The organism is Petrimonas sp. (genome assembly GCF_963921705.1).
GTDB lineage: Bacteria > Bacteroidota > Bacteroidia > Bacteroidales > Dysgonomonadaceae > Petrimonas > Petrimonas sulfuriphila.
In genome coordinates, this window is record NZ_OY997410.1 from 95,034 (window position 1) to 108,984 (window position 13,951).

Below are 13,951 nucleotides of genomic sequence, written 5' to 3' on the forward strand. Positions count from 1 at the left end.
ACAATTGAACTATGAACAGAGAAAATAGCACATATACAATAATATACGCATCGGTAATGGTGATTATCGTTGCCATAGGTCTGGCCTTCACCCACCAGGTGTTGAGCGACAGACAAACTGCAAACGTGAATACCGACAAGATGCAGCAGATCCTCCGGTCGCTACGCGTTGATGCCTCCCCGGCCGAAGCCGACGGCATCTACAGAACCCTGGTTAAATCGGCCTACCTCATTACTCCCGAAGGAGTAAAGATCGACGGCACGGAAGGAATTGAGCCTACCGATCCCGCTTTTTCGGGCGAAGGGGAAGGGCTTGCTGTCTATGAAGCGGAAGTGGAAGGTTCCAAAAAATACATTATCCCCATGAACGGCACCGGCCTGTGGGGGCCTATCTGGGGATACCTCTCCGTAGAAGGCAACGGCAGTACCGTTTACGGTTCCGAATTTGGACACGCGGGTGAAACTCCGGGGCTGGGGGCAGAAATAGTATACCCACATTTCCGGAATCAATTCAACGGGAAAGAGCTGATAAAAAACGGCGAATTTAAATCCATAGCCGTGGTTAAACCCGGGCAAACCAACTCCGAAAGAGACTATGTCGACGGAATATCGGGTGGCACCATCACCAGTAAAGGAGTTGACGCGATGTTGCTGGAAAGCGTGGGAGAATACAAGAATTTTTTACTGCAATTAAATGACGGAAAATAGATCCGCATTCATTATAAAACGATAAGAATATGGCATTATCAGCAAAAGCAAAACAGGCTCTGTTAGGGCCTCTCAATAAAAATAACCCTATCCTGGTACAGGTGCTCGGCATCTGTTCGGCACTGGCTGTAACGTCCAAGCTGGAACCGTCATTGGTAATGGCCATCGCCGTAACCATTGTCACCGCTTTCGGAAACGTTATTATCTCGCTGTTGAGAAAAACCATCCCCAACCGTATCCGCATCATCGTCCAACTGGTGGTGGTGGCCGCATTGGTGACCATCGTGAGCGAAGTACTCAAAGCATTTGCTTACGACGTGAACAAGCAGCTGTCGGTTTTTGTGGGACTGATCGTTACGAACTGTATACTGATGGGGCGCCTGGAAGCGTTTGCCCTGGGTAACGGGCCGTGGCCTTCGTTCCTCGACGGGATCGGTAACGGACTGGGATACGGATGGATACTGGTAACGGTGGGCTTCTTCCGCGAACTGCTGGGATCCGGCACGCTACTCGGATACAAGGTCATCCCGCAGGCAGCATACAGTGCCGGCTACGAAAATAACGGCCTTATGATGCTGGCCCCCATGGCGTTGATCCTTGTCGCGGTCATCATCTGGGTACACCGGTCGAAAAACAAGGATTTACAGGAAGGGACCAATTAGTGCGCTACGCGTGTTAACCGGATAACTATCGAGTATTTATCGAAAAATTATCGTAAAACAAAAATAAAAAAATAAATATGGATGCTATTAGTCTAATTGTAAGATCGATATTTGTAGACAATATGATATTCGCATACTTTCTGGGTATGTGCTCCTATCTTGCTGTATCAAAAAACGTTAAGACAGCTTTCGGGCTGGGCATTGCGGTCACTTTCGTGCTCGTGCTCACCCTGCCCATCAACTATATGCTCGAAAACTACGTACTTAAGGCAGGCGCTTTAGCGTGGTTGGGCCCGCAATTTGCAACGATCGACCTGAGTGTGTTCAGCCTGCTCATTTTTATCGCCGTTATTGCATCTTTCGTTCAGTTGGTTGAAATGGTAGTGGAGAAATTCAGCCCGTCGCTTTACGCCTCGTTGGGTATCTTTCTGCCATTGATTGCCGTAAACTGTGCCATCCTCGGAGGTTCATTGTTCATGCAGCAACGCGAATTTGCCAATGTGGGCATGGCCACCGCCTACGGGTTCGGCTCCGGTATCGGTTGGCTGCTGGCCATTCTTGGAATGGCCGCCATCCGGGAGAAACTGGAATATTCCCACGTTCCCAAACCGCTGAAAGGGTTGGGCATAACATTTATCATCACGGCCTTGATGGCCATTGGATTCATGAGTTTCTCGGGAATCAATATTTAACAGTAAGCTCAACGCCAATTAAAATAAACAAAGTTTTCAAAATAAAAAAACAGGATATACAATGAATGTGTTGTTAATGAGTTCAGGCGGAATAACCATCTTAACCAGTGTAGTGGTTTTCTTGTTGATAATTCTGATCTTGGTAATTGTCATTCTGGTGGCCAAAGCAAAGCTGATGCCTTCCGGAAATGTGAAGATTACCGTCAATAAAGAGAAAAATCTAGAAGTTCCCATGGGGTCAACCCTGCTTAATACGCTGCAATCACAGAACATATTCCTCTCGTCCGCGTGTGGCGGCGGAGGGACATGCGGACAATGCCGCTGCCAGGTGCTGGACGGAGGCGGAGAAATCCTCCCGACCGAAACCGGACACTTCAGCCGCAAGGAGCAGATGGCCAATTGGCGCCTCAGTTGCCAGGTAAAGGTGAAAGAAGACATGAATATCGTCGTGCCGGAAGAGGTATTTGGCGTTAAGGAATGGGAATGCGAGGTCGTTTCCAACAACAACGTGGCTACCTTCATCAAGGAATTTGTGGTGAGGCTGCCCGACGGCGAGCATTTGGATTTTATCCCCGGCTCCTACAGCCAGATAAAAGTGCCCAAATACGAGTTGAAATATACCGATTTCGCGATCGATGAACAGTATAAACCCGAGTGGGACAAGTTTAAAATGTGGGACCTGACCGTCAAGAATGATGAAGAGACCATTCGTGCTTACTCCATGGCAAACTATCCTGCCGAAGGCGATATTATCAAGTTGAACGTGCGTGTGGCCACCCCGCCGTTCGACCGGGCAAAAAACACATGGATGAACGTGAACCCGGGTATCGTATCTTCCTATATATTCAACCTGAAGCCGGGTGATAAAGTAACCATGTCCGGCCCCTACGGCGATTTCCACCCCATCTACAACAGCAAGCGCGAAATGCTTTGGGTGGGCGGTGGCGCCGGGATGGCCCCCTTACGCGCGCAAATCATGCACATGATGAAGACGCTGAAGACCACCGACCGCAAAATGTCCTACTTCTACGGTGCACGTGCATTGATGGAGGCTTTTTACCTGGAAGATTTCTACGAGCTGGAACGCGAGTTTCCCAACTTCTCGTTCCACCTGGCGCTGGACCGTCCCGATCCGGCAGCCGATGCCGCAGGCGTGAAGTACACCGCCGGGTTCGTACATCAGGTGATTCACGACACGTACTTGAAGGATCACGATGCCCCTGAAGATATTGAATACTACATGTGTGGCCCCGGGCCAATGGCGGCAGCCGTACAGCGGATGCTCGACAGCCTCGGCGTCCCGCCGGAAATGATCATGTTCGACGATTTTGGATAAACCTAAAAAAAGGAGAAGCGCAGTCCCAGCCTGATGTTGAAGTTCAACGGCTTTTCCCGGTATATCGTTTCCACTCCGCTGCTGTTCTTGAAATGGTAGGTCACGCCCGGCTCTGCATACAATCCGATACTTTTCCACAACCGGTACTCGATGCCGGCGGCAGAACTTACAGACCATTGCAACGGTTTTACGGACAACCCTTCCTGGCTACGCTCCTCAATTTTATTGTCCACAATATAATCGGTGGACAGTGCGCCCGCGACGTTCTTCTCCACCATCCCACCGCCGGAGATATACGTTGATAATTGGCCGGAGCGCCAGACGGTGTAGTTGACAGTTACCGGAAGGCCCAGGTAGTGCAGCGTCTGCCGGCTGTTGTAGTAATGATTGTAGCTTCCCGTGCTTAGCTGCGAGGAGAGAACGGTATAGTTGAGGCCGCTCGTGATGCTCCAGCTGTCGCTGAGGTTGTACTTCAGCGAAACACCCAGCGTGACCGGCTGAAAATGCTTGACGTCGGTATAGACGTGCCGGTACTCCTTCCCCACAATAAAATCGCCGGGCAAACCCGAACCTGCGGCCAGCACATGCTCCTCTTCCTCCGATTTTAACCCAAAAGGGGTAAAGCTGCGGTATCCGTCGTAATGTTTGGAGGAACCCGACGGGATGTTCGACGCATAAAGGTCCGTCTGCCATTTTGCGGGCCTGCCGTTACGTCGCCGTGCCGGCAAGCGAAACGCCTGCCCGTCGTTAGTTTCCGGACTGTATTTCCGGTCAACACGGGGAGAAGGAGAATTTTCGGGCTCTCCCTGACGCGGGATTTCTTCGCTTTGCCGTTCAGCCGCTTCAACAACATCCGCTGTCCTCACTGTTTCCGCTGTTTTAGCTGTTTCCTCTCCTTTAGCTCCACGCAACTTTTTTTCCGTTTCCGGTTTTTCATTTTCAGTACGGTGCGCCAAGAGCGGTTCTTTGTCGGGATGCGCAACGGGAGCAGGCAGTTCTGGCTGTCTCTGTTCTACGAGCTGTATGTTTTTTTGATTTTCCTTCAACGTGTACAACCCGATAAAAAACAAAACAATCCCCACTGCTGCTACTGCCCCGATACGCTTGTCCCACAACCGGATCCGTTGTCCCGCCGGCTTTGTCCCCACGGAGCTCCCGGCGCTCATCACCTGCTCGACGCTCTCCCACAAACCTTCGGGAACAGGCTCTTCGTGATGCTCCATCCGATTGCGCAGGTTATCCTGCCATTGATTATTCATAGTGCCATTTTTTTAAACCGATACAAATCTATCTCTTGCATCAACAAGCCTTTGGCTCTGTGTAACTGCGAGGCAGAAGTACTTTCAGAAATGCTCAGTATCGAAGCAATTTCCTTGTGACTCTTTTCCTCAAAAACATACAGGTTAAATACGGTCCGGTAGCCCACAGGTAACTTCCGGATCATTTCCAGGATAACCTGCGTGGGTATCTCATTGAAATCAGGCTCACGGTCATCGGCCATGTCGGGCAGCTCCTCACCGGGGAGGTTTATAACCTTCAGCTTATTGCTTTCCCGGATATGTCTCAACGCTTCATTGACTACAATGCGTGCCGACCACGCTTTTAACGATCCCGCCCCTTTATATTCGAACTTATCTACTGCTTTGAAAATTTTGATGAAGCTTTCTTGTAAGATATCTTTTACATCCTCTTTGTCAGCGATGTAACGAGAGCATACCGCGGTAAGATACCCCGAATAGGTGTCGTAAAACTTCTTCATGGCCATCGTATTACCGCGTACAATCTGCTGAAGAAGGGCCTGCTCTTTGTTTTCGTCTCTGATCATTAACGGATTTTGTTCGAACCAACACTAAAATACACGCTCTCCCTTTACGAAAAAGGTGTACCTTTATCACGCAAAGGTACAGCCTTTTGTCGATTTTTGAAACAACCCTTTGTGGCACGGTTGCCGAAGCGGATGCTCCCGGCAAGCGGTTATTGCAATGGGATCACGCTGCGCTCAGCAGCGATGGCAGAGCTGGCGGGCGTCGCGGCACGCGTTTTATAGTCGAACTCAACCGATTTCTCGCCGCTAAACGATTTCCATTTCAACTTCAGCTTTACCGTATTCCCTTCCGTGTCGGGCAGGCTGTTGAGCCGGAAAGCCACGAGGCCGTCGCCAAACCGTTCTCCTATATCTCCGTTGGAGTTGTGACGGAATTCCACCTCATACGGGTTTTCGGGATTGTTGGCCGGGATAAGGTTCACGGAGTGGACAACCCGCGGATAGCCCCACTGCGTCCTGAATCGCAGCGTGAGATAGCCGTCTTCGGCAACGGTCACCCAGTCGCCCACAATCTCAACGGGGTCGATACCGTACTTCGTATCGTTTTCAGTCCCCAGATTAGGCGCCATCGGTTTCGTACGGATACTGTCTATCCAGTTCACGTGTACCGCCTGGTCGTATCCGCTGCCTGGCTTGTCCACTTCTTCGTAGTTTACCAGCGCCCGCACTTCTTTTTCCCCAAAGGGTGAGGTTGTCAGGTTCACGGGAAGCAGTGTCGTCTTGTCGTCCAACTGCAGAAAAACAGTTTTATCCCCCGCATGCTTAACGGTCACCAGCGCATTCGGATATAAGCGGTTCACATCATTGTCGTCGTCCAGGCAGGACGGTAAAAGCAGAAAGCCCAACAGCATTCCCGCTGTTAAAAGAAAAGGAGTAATCTTCATAGTTTTCATTGTTTTTAATTTTTGCATTCGTGTTTGTACAGTTACCCTATAAATCCGGCAAAAGCAGAAACCTTGCACGAGAAAATGTTATTTTTTCTTAATCCTAATAGCCTTAAAGAATTCGCCTCGCAGATTTCGCCACCGTCCAGCATGGATCCAAGCGAGCTTGCCTCACAACGGTTGATATTTTCAGCTTAAACGGCAATCCTGCGCTTGCTTAAATATTCGTTTAGCAGAATGCCGAAAACGATCAGGAACAAGCCCATGTAGGTGGTAAAATAGATGGTTTCACCCAAAACCGCATGGATAAGAAAAAGGGAAATGAAGGGAGAAAGGTAACACAACTGATTGGTAAGTGCTGGATTGGTGGTCTTCTGTAACGCCAGCCCGAAAAAGATAAACGGCACCGCCATTTCAAACAACCCCACGTAAACGGCCGACAAAAACCCCTGCAGGGAACCCAGGCTGACCGGGACAAAGAGTGTGGCCAGCGACAGATAGACGGAACCGAACATAAAACTCAGGAACAAACCCAGGATACCGTCCACGTTTTTGTTCCGTCGGTTCACTATCCAGAAGGAAGCCCACAGGAACGCACTGAAGAAAGCCAGTAAAACTCCCGGTTTTGAGAGCTCCACTCCGGCGATCCCTTCGGTTCCCACCGAGATCAGCACCACGCCGCCAAACGAGATTGTCATCCCGATAAACTTGAACAAGGGAACAGGTTTTTTCTCGATCACCGCTAACAACAGGGCCAACAGGATGGGCCAGAAATAATTGATGGGCTGCGCAATCTGCGCCGGCAACAAATCGTACGACTTGAAAAGGATCAGGTAATAAATGGCAGGATTCAACAAGCCGGTAAAAGCATAGCTCCCCGTCTCCTTAAGGGTCAGCCTCCGCAACAGAGGCCATTTTTTCTGGACCGTGATAACCCCCGCAAAGATCAGCATCGCCGTGACGGCCGAAACCAGGATCAGCTCAAAGTAGCCGTAGTGACGCAGCCCGATCTTGAAAGCAGAAGCAACTGTCGACCAGCTGGCAACAGCAATAACAGTAAACAAAAGTGCTTTATTGTTTTCTTTCATTCGAAGCAACCCGAATAATCCGGCACGCAAAAATAGTGATAATTTCTTTCCGTTCCGACACTTTTTATCCGGTGAAAACCAGCGAGTGAATCAAAAACACTAATCAACTGAAACACAGTTTATTTCATTTTACAGGGAATATATTTTGTAATCGATAACTCTCTTTTTATTTCAATTTGTAATTTTTTTTGAATAAAAACTGGAAAATATTTTGTTATTCCGTTTTTTTGCTTTTTCTTTGCAGACAATTAACGAACAAGTTTTTTCATTTTATCAATGAACACTCATTCTATCGCTATTCTAGTCATTTCTATTCTACTTCTGGAGGACTTCAGAGGGTGAGACCGGTATATCGATATTGAAATAAAGAACAATAAAATAAAGAAAACCTTTCTCACCGTGTGGGAAAGGTTTTTTTCTTGTAAAAAAACGAATAATACAGGTTATAATGGAAAGAATTTATGTTTTTGACACGACGTTGCGCGACGGGGAACAGGTTCCCGGGTGTCAGTTAAACACCATCGAAAAAATCCAGGTGGCCAAAGCCCTGGAATTGCTGGGGGTAGATGTTATCGAAGCCGGATTTCCGGTATCCAGCCCCGGCGACTTCAACTCTGTGGTTGAGATCTCCAAAGCCGTCACCTGGCCCGTTATATGTGCGCTCACACGCGCGGTGGAAAAAGACATCGAAGTGGCTGCCGAATCGCTGAAATACGCCAAACGCAAACGGATCCATACAGGTATCGGCACATCGGATATGCACATCAAACACAAGTTTAACTCCAACCGCGAAGAGATCATCGAGCGTGCCGTAAAAGCCGTGAAGTATGCCCGCCGGTTTGTGGATGATGTGGAGTTCTACGCCGAAGATGCAGGCCGCACCGACAACGAATACCTCGCACGTGTGGTGCAGGCCGTCGTAAACGCCGGAGCCACCGTGGTCAATATCCCCGACACCACCGGTTACTGTTTTCCAAACGCTTACGGTGCAAAAATAAAATACCTGGTGGATCATGTAGACCTGAAAAATGCGATCCTCTCGACGCATTGCCACCAGGATTTGGGGATGGCTACAGCCAACACCCTCTCGGGAGTCCTCAACGGCGCCCGCCAGGTTGAAGTAACCGTCAACGGTATTGGGGAACGCGCGGGGAACACTTCGCTCGAGGAAGTGGTGATGGCGCTGAAGAGCCACAAGGACCTCGGGTTCGACACCAACATCAACACCACCAAGATATATTCCACCAGCCGGTTGGTTTCCACATTGATGAACATGCCCGTCCAGCCCAACAAGGCCATCGTCGGCCGAAACGCCTTTGCACACTCCTCGGGCATTCACCAGGACGGCGTGCTGAAGAACGTGGAAACGTACGAGATCATCGACCCGAAAGACGTGGGGATCGACGAGAACTCCATCGTGCTGACAGCACGGAGCGGCCGCGCCGCACTGAAAAACCGGTTGACCCTGCTGGGAGTGGATCTCGACAACGGCGAGCTGGATGACGTTTACCAGAAATTCCTTTCTCTCGCCGACAGGAAAAAAGACATCAAGGACGACGATATACTCGCCCTGGTCGGGAAAGAGTCCCGCATGAACCGCATCCAGATCGATTACCTGCAGGTTACCTGCGGCGTGGGGCTGCGCAACGTGGCCAGCATCGGCCTGAACATAGCCGGGGAGCATTTTGAGGCATCGGCAACCGGAAACGGTCCGGTGGACGCGGCGATAAAGGCGGTAAAGAAAATCATCAGCCGCGAAACGGTCATTCAGGAGTTCCTGATCCAGGCCATCAACCGCGGAAGCGACGACGTGGGCAAGGTCCACATGCAGGTGGAACACAACGGGATGCTCTACTACGGCTTCTCGGCAAACACCGATATCGTTTCGGCATCCGTGGAAGCATTTATAGATGCGGTGAATAAATTTGTAGAATGAACAAAGCTAACAGATAACATACAACAGACAAAATTATATGAATAAGACGCTTTTTGATAAGATATGGGACGCGCACGTGGTTACCACAGTGAAAGACGGCCCTTCGCAACTGTACATCGACAGGCATTTGTGCCACGAGGTAACCAGCCCGCAAGCTTTCTCGGGGCTGCGGGAACGGGGGCTGAAGGTCTTTCGTCCCGGACAGACCCTACTTACGGCCGACCACAACATCCCTACCGTGGAACAAGACAAGCCCATCCGCGATGAGGTTTCCCGGTACCAGGTGGACACCCTGGCCAAAAATGCCCGGGAGTTCGGACTCACCTACTACGGCCTTCGCCATTCCAAAAACGGGATCGTTCACGTGATCGGCCCGGAGAACGGCTTCACTCAGCCGGGAATGACCATCGTCTGCGGCGACAGCCATACCTCCACCCACGGAGCGTTCGGCGCAATCGCTTTCGGCATAGGGACCAGCGAGGTGGAGATGGTGTTATCGTCGCAATGTATCCTGCAAACACGCCCGAAAACCATGCGCGTGAACTTCGAAGGGAAGCTCAACGACGGCGTAAGTGCAAAGGACATGGCGTTGTACATGATCTGGCAACTCACCACAGGCGGTGCCACGGGCTACTTCGTGGAGTATGCGGGGGAAGCGGTCCGCAACCTGACCATGGAACAGCGGATGACGCTTTGCAACCTGAGCATCGAGATGGGTGCCCGAGGAGGATTGATCGCCCCCGACGAAACAACCTACAACTACATCCAGGGGCGCGAGTTTGCTCCCAAGGGGGAAAGGTGGGACGAAGCGATGGCCTACTGGAAAACGTTGAAGTCCGACGAAGGCGCTGCCTTCGATAAAGAGGTCACGTTCGATGCCTCCCAAATAAAACCGATGATAACCTACGGAACCAATCCCGGAATGGGCATGCCCATCGACGGAGCCATTCCCGAACTTTCGGCCATCGACGAAGCCGGAAAGATCTCGTTTGAGAAATCGTTGAAATACATGGGTTTCGAACCCGGACAAAAACTGGAAGGGAAACCGATCGACTACGTCTTCCTGGGCAGTTGCACCAACGGGCGTATCGAGGACTTCCGCGTGTTCACCCACTACGTGAAAGGGAAAAAGAAAGCCGGCAACGTGACAGCATGGCTGGTACCCGGAAGCTGGCAGGTCCGCCAGCAGATTGAAGCTGAAGGGCTGGACAAGATCCTGGAAGAAGCTGGCTTTGAGCTCCGTCAGCCGGGATGCTCCGCCTGCCTGGCCATGAACGACGATAAAGTACCGGCCGGAAAATATGCCGTCTCCACATCCAACCGTAACTTCGAGGGGAGACAAGGGCCCGGCGCACGCACCATCCTGGCAAGCCCGCTGGTAGCCGCCGCTGCTGCCGTAACGGGAAAGATAACGGCACCGTAACCACTATTCGATCAGCACATCAGTACATCAAACAAATATGGAAAAATTCAAAACAATCACATCCACATACGTCCCCCTTCCGATAGAGAACGTGGACACCGACCAGATCATTCCCGCCCGCTTCCTGAAAGCCACTACCCGCGAAGGGTTCGGAGACAACTTGTTTGCCGACTGGCGGTACGAAAAATCGGGCGAGCCGAAAGCCGATTTCGTCCTCAACAACCCCGCCTACAGCGGCGAAGTCCTGGTGGCAGGGAAAAACTTCGGCAGCGGGTCAAGCCGCGAGCATGCCGCCTGGGCAATTGCCGGATACGGCTTCAAGGTGGTGGTATCGAGCTTCTTTGCCGATATCTTCCGCAACAATGCGCTTAACAACGGCATCCTGCCCGTGGTGGTCAGCGAGAAGTTCCTCGGAGAACTGTTCACATCGGTCGGCCAGGACCCGCAGGCAACGGTTACGGTGAACCTCGAGGAGCAGTTCATCAGGAACAACCAGACCGGAAACAGGGAGCCGTTCGACATCAATCCCTATAAAAAAGAATGCCTCCTGAAAGGGCTCGACGACATCGACTTCCTCCTTTCGAACAAAGAGAAGATCGAAGCGTACGAGAAGAATCGCCCTTACGTCTATTGAATGTATCACACGTTTCAGTTCATCAACACATGGTAAAGCGGAAAATAGAAATAATGGACACCACGTTGCGCGACGGGGAACAGACCTCGGGCGTTTCGTTCGCAGCGGAAGAAAAAGTAAGCATTGTCCGCTTGCTCATTGAAGAGTTAAATGTCGACCGGGTAGAGATCGCGTCCGCGCGGGTATCGGAAGGAGAATTTAAGTCGGTGCAGAAGATTGCACAATGGGCAAACAGTCACGGGCATATCAACAAGATAGAGATCCTGGGATTTGTGGATGGAAACGCATCGCTCGACTGGATCACCGCCGCGGGATGCCGGGTGGTCAACCTCCTTTGCAAAGGTTCGGAGAAACATTGCACCCATCAACTCAGAAAAACGGCCCGGGAGCACCTCGCCGACATAAAGTCGGTCATCGCCGAAGCCAAAAAACGGGGAATGGACGTGAACGTCTACCTCGAAGACTGGTCCAACGGGATGCGCGATTCAGAGGCGTACGTGTTCGAGATGATGGATGAGCTGCAACACCAGCCCATCACCCGCTACATGCTGCCCGACACCTTGGGCATACTGAACCCCTCCGAGACCCGGATGTTCTGTGAGAAGATGATCGGCAGGTACCCCGGCCTGCACTTCGACTTCCACGCGCACAACGATTACGACCTGGCGGTAGCCAACGTTTTCGAAGCGGTGAAAGCGGGAGTAAAAGGCGTCCACGTCACCGTGAACGGCCTGGGGGAACGAGCCGGTAACGCGCCCGTCACCAGCATCGTCGCCCTGATCCACGACCAGCTGAAGCTCAGCACCAACGTTGCCGAGGACAAGCTCTACAGCGTCAGCAAGATCGTGGAAAGTTACTCCGGCGTACGTATCCCCAACAACAAACCCGTTATCGGTGACAACGTGTTCACACAGGTGGCGGGAGTCCATGCCGACGGTGACAAGAAGAAGAACCTCTACCACAACGACCTCGTGCCCGAGCGGTTCGGACGTTCGCGGGAGTACGCCCTGGGGAAGAACTCCGGCAAGGCCAACATCCTGAAGAATCTGGAGGCGCTGGGAATCGAAGTAGACGATGAAGTCGCCAAAAAAGTGACGGCCCGCATCATCGAGCTGGGCGACAAGAAAGAGCTGGTCAGCCCCGATGAACTTCCCTACATCGTTTCCGACATCCTGAAGAACGGGATCGACAACCAGGAGATACAGATACTGAACTACTCGCTGAACCTCACCGACGGCATGCGCCCGACAGCCACCGTAAAGATATCCATCCGGGGGGAGGTGTATCAGCAGTCAGCCGCGGGAGACGGGCAGTACCACGCCTTCTCGAAGGCCATGTACAAGATCTACAAGAGCCTCAACAAACCCACGCCCGAACTGCTCGACTACGTGGTGGTCATTCCGCCCGGCGGAAAAACCAATGCTTACGTGCAGACCATCATCACGTGGAGGTTCGACGGGAAGGTCTTCAAAACCCGGGGACTGGATGTCGACCAGACAGCTGCAGCCATCAAGGCTACGATAAAAATGCTGAACATGATAGAAAAAGGAAATATACCGGTGATCCGTCACATGGAGCTACCGTAAAAATAAAAAGAAAAGAAAACCTATGAAATTGAAGATAGCAGTATTACCCGGTGACGGCATCGGCCCCGAGATTATGGAACAGGCGTTAAACGTGACACGCGCCGTATGCGAGAAATTTAACCATGAGGCAACGTTCACGGAAGCCATTGTCGGCGCTTGCGCCATCGATGCCGTCGGCGACCCTTATCCGCCGGAGACGCACGAAGTGTGCATGCAGGCAGACGCGGTGTTGTTCGGCGCCATCGGACACCCCAAGTTCGACAACGACCCCAACGCCAGGGTACGCCCCGAGCAGGGGCTGCTCCGGATGCGCAAGCAACTGGGACTGTACGGGAACATCCGTCCCGTAATGACGTTCCCCTCGCTGATCCACAAATCACCCCTCCGTGCCGACCTGGTGGAAGGAGCCGACTTCGTCTGCATCCGCGAACTGACGGGAGGCATGTACTTCGGACGGCCGCAAGGACGGAGCGAAGACGGAGACACGGCTTACGACACCTGTGTCTACACGCGCGAAGAGATCGAACGGATCCTGCACCTGGCCTACAAGTTTGCCGGGCAACGCCGCAAGAAGCTTACCGTGGTGGACAAGGCAAACGTGATTGCCACCTCCCGCCTGTGGCGCCAGATCGCGCAGGAGATCGCCCCGCAATACCCCGACATCGAGACCGATTACCTGTTCGTGGACAATGCAGCCATGCGCATCATCCAGTGGCCCAAGAGCTTCGATGTGCTGGTAACCGAAAACCTCTTCGGCGACATCCTCACCGACGAAGCATCGGTCATCACCGGATCGCTGGGGATGCTCCCCTCCGCTTCGATAGGCATACACACCTCCCTGTTCGAACCGATCCACGGCTCCTACCCGCAGGCAACCGGAAAAAACATTGCCAATCCCGCCGCCATGATCCTCTCCACCGCACTGATGTTTGAATACGCTTTCAACCTGCAGGAAGAAGGAGCAGCCATCCGCCGGGCCGTCAACGCAAGCCTCGAAGCGGGCGTCGTCACCGAAGATATTGCCGAAGGGGGAAAAGCCTACGGGACAAGTGAGGTGGGGGACTGGATTGCGGAGTATATTAAAAGCTCCATTTTAGTTACTTTATAAGAAATAGAGATAGAGATTGAGATTAAGATTGAAATAGAGATTGAAATAGAGATTGAAATAAAAGAAAACA

At 51.8% G+C, this 13,951-nt stretch carries 13 protein-coding genes; 9 read left to right on the top strand and 4 right to left on the bottom strand.

Annotated features, from left to right (window positions below):
• Nucleotides 1-11: 11 nt before the first annotated feature.
• The 4 genes from nqrC to nqrF all read left to right on the top strand — a co-directional run bounded on the left by nqrC (nucleotide 12) and on the right by nqrF (nucleotide 3,397).
• The gene (gene nqrC, locus AACM02_RS00360) at nucleotides 12-707 is read left to right on the top strand and encodes an NADH:ubiquinone reductase (Na(+)-transporting) subunit C (protein ID WP_332456944.1); all 696 of its coding nucleotides are present in this window, start codon (nucleotides 12-14) and stop codon (nucleotides 705-707) included.
• Between the two features lie 29 nt (nucleotides 708-736).
• Nucleotides 737-1,369, top strand: a complete 633-nt coding sequence (locus tag AACM02_RS00365; RefSeq protein WP_332456943.1) for an NADH:ubiquinone reductase (Na(+)-transporting) subunit D — start codon at nucleotides 737-739, stop codon at nucleotides 1,367-1,369.
• A 77-nt stretch (nucleotides 1,370-1,446) separates the two neighbouring features.
• Nucleotides 1,447-2,061, top strand: a complete 615-nt coding sequence (nqrE, locus tag AACM02_RS00370; protein ID WP_339115718.1) for an NADH:ubiquinone reductase (Na(+)-transporting) subunit E — start codon at nucleotides 1,447-1,449, stop codon at nucleotides 2,059-2,061.
• Nucleotides 2,062-2,122: 61 nt separating this feature from the next.
• Nucleotides 2,123-3,397, top strand: coding sequence for an NADH:ubiquinone reductase (Na(+)-transporting) subunit F (gene nqrF, locus AACM02_RS00375; protein ID WP_339115719.1), 1,275 nt, complete (start codon nucleotides 2,123-2,125; stop codon nucleotides 3,395-3,397).
• A 2-nt stretch (nucleotides 3,398-3,399) separates the two neighbouring features.
• Here nqrF and AACM02_RS00380 read toward each other — a convergent pair whose 3' ends face one another.
• The 4 genes from AACM02_RS00380 to AACM02_RS00395 form a co-directional block, all read right to left on the bottom strand.
• Nucleotides 3,400-4,656, bottom strand: a complete 1,257-nt coding sequence (locus tag AACM02_RS00380) for an outer membrane beta-barrel protein (RefSeq protein WP_339115720.1) — start codon at nucleotides 4,654-4,656, stop codon at nucleotides 3,400-3,402.
• On the bottom strand, nucleotides 4,653-5,222 hold the full coding sequence (locus tag AACM02_RS00385; RefSeq protein ID WP_332456939.1) for an RNA polymerase sigma factor: 570 nt from the start codon (nucleotides 5,220-5,222) through the stop codon (nucleotides 4,653-4,655). The genes AACM02_RS00380 and AACM02_RS00385 overlap by 4 nt, the downstream gene beginning before the upstream one ends.
• Nucleotides 5,223-5,371: 149 nt before the next feature.
• Nucleotides 5,372-6,106 carry a NigD-like protein gene (locus AACM02_RS00390; RefSeq protein WP_332457099.1) on the bottom strand — a complete coding sequence of 245 codons (735 nt, stop codon included), beginning with the start codon at nucleotides 6,104-6,106 and terminating at the stop codon, nucleotides 5,372-5,374.
• A 194-nt stretch (nucleotides 6,107-6,300) separates the two neighbouring features.
• On the bottom strand, nucleotides 6,301-7,194 hold the full coding sequence (locus AACM02_RS00395) for a DMT family transporter (RefSeq protein WP_339115721.1): 894 nt from the start codon (nucleotides 7,192-7,194) through the stop codon (nucleotides 6,301-6,303).
• 445 nt (nucleotides 7,195-7,639) lie between these two features.
• Between AACM02_RS00395 and AACM02_RS00400 the strand changes: the two genes are divergently transcribed.
• Genes AACM02_RS00400 through leuB form a run of 5 tightly spaced genes read left to right on the top strand, consistent with a single transcriptional unit; the run spans nucleotide 7,640 to nucleotide 13,881 of the window.
• Nucleotides 7,640-9,130 carry a 2-isopropylmalate synthase gene (locus AACM02_RS00400; protein WP_214063444.1) on the top strand — a complete coding sequence of 497 codons (1,491 nt, stop codon included), beginning with the start codon at nucleotides 7,640-7,642 and terminating at the stop codon, nucleotides 9,128-9,130.
• Between the two features lie 37 nt (nucleotides 9,131-9,167).
• On the top strand, nucleotides 9,168-10,553 hold the full coding sequence (gene leuC / locus AACM02_RS00405) for a 3-isopropylmalate dehydratase large subunit (RefSeq protein WP_214063442.1): 1,386 nt from the start codon (nucleotides 9,168-9,170) through the stop codon (nucleotides 10,551-10,553).
• A 37-nt stretch (nucleotides 10,554-10,590) separates the two neighbouring features.
• The gene (gene leuD, locus AACM02_RS00410) at nucleotides 10,591-11,187 is read left to right on the top strand and encodes a 3-isopropylmalate dehydratase small subunit (protein ID WP_332456936.1); all 597 of its coding nucleotides are present in this window, start codon (nucleotides 10,591-10,593) and stop codon (nucleotides 11,185-11,187) included.
• Between the two features lie 53 nt (nucleotides 11,188-11,240).
• Nucleotides 11,241-12,773, top strand: coding sequence for an alpha-isopropylmalate synthase regulatory domain-containing protein (locus AACM02_RS00415; RefSeq protein WP_339115722.1), 1,533 nt, complete (start codon nucleotides 11,241-11,243; stop codon nucleotides 12,771-12,773).
• A gap of 22 nt (nucleotides 12,774-12,795) precedes the next feature.
• Nucleotides 12,796-13,881, top strand: coding sequence for a 3-isopropylmalate dehydrogenase (leuB, locus tag AACM02_RS00420; RefSeq protein WP_339115723.1), 1,086 nt, complete (start codon nucleotides 12,796-12,798; stop codon nucleotides 13,879-13,881).
• The last annotated feature ends 70 nt before the right edge of the window (nucleotides 13,882-13,951 follow it).

Excerpts from the sequence above, each read along its gene's own strand:
- nqrC (WP_332456944.1), top strand. The coding sequence starts at position 12 with ATGAACAGAGAAAATAGCACATATACAATAATATACGCATCGGTAATG.
- AACM02_RS00365 (WP_332456943.1), top strand. The coding sequence starts at position 737 with ATGGCATTATCAGCAAAAGCAAAACAGGCTCTGTTAGGGCCTCTCAAT.
- nqrE (WP_339115718.1), top strand. The coding sequence starts at position 1,447 with ATGGATGCTATTAGTCTAATTGTAAGATCGATATTTGTAGACAATATG.
- nqrF (WP_339115719.1), top strand. The coding sequence starts at position 2,123 with ATGAATGTGTTGTTAATGAGTTCAGGCGGAATAACCATCTTAACCAGT.
- AACM02_RS00380 (WP_339115720.1), bottom strand. The coding sequence starts at position 4,656 with ATGAATAATCAATGGCAGGATAACCTGCGCAATCGGATGGAGCATCAC.
- AACM02_RS00385 (WP_332456939.1), bottom strand. The coding sequence starts at position 5,222 with ATGATCAGAGACGAAAACAAAGAGCAGGCCCTTCTTCAGCAGATTGTA.
- AACM02_RS00390 (WP_332457099.1), bottom strand. The coding sequence starts at position 6,106 with ATGAAGATTACTCCTTTTCTTTTAACAGCGGGAATGCTGTTGGGCTTT.
- AACM02_RS00395 (WP_339115721.1), bottom strand. The coding sequence starts at position 7,194 with ATGAAAGAAAACAATAAAGCACTTTTGTTTACTGTTATTGCTGTTGCC.
- leuC (WP_214063442.1), top strand. The coding sequence starts at position 9,168 with ATGAATAAGACGCTTTTTGATAAGATATGGGACGCGCACGTGGTTACC.
- leuD (WP_332456936.1), top strand. The coding sequence starts at position 10,591 with ATGGAAAAATTCAAAACAATCACATCCACATACGTCCCCCTTCCGATA.
- AACM02_RS00415 (WP_339115722.1), top strand. The coding sequence starts at position 11,241 with ATGGACACCACGTTGCGCGACGGGGAACAGACCTCGGGCGTTTCGTTC.
- leuB (WP_339115723.1), top strand. The coding sequence starts at position 12,796 with ATGAAATTGAAGATAGCAGTATTACCCGGTGACGGCATCGGCCCCGAG.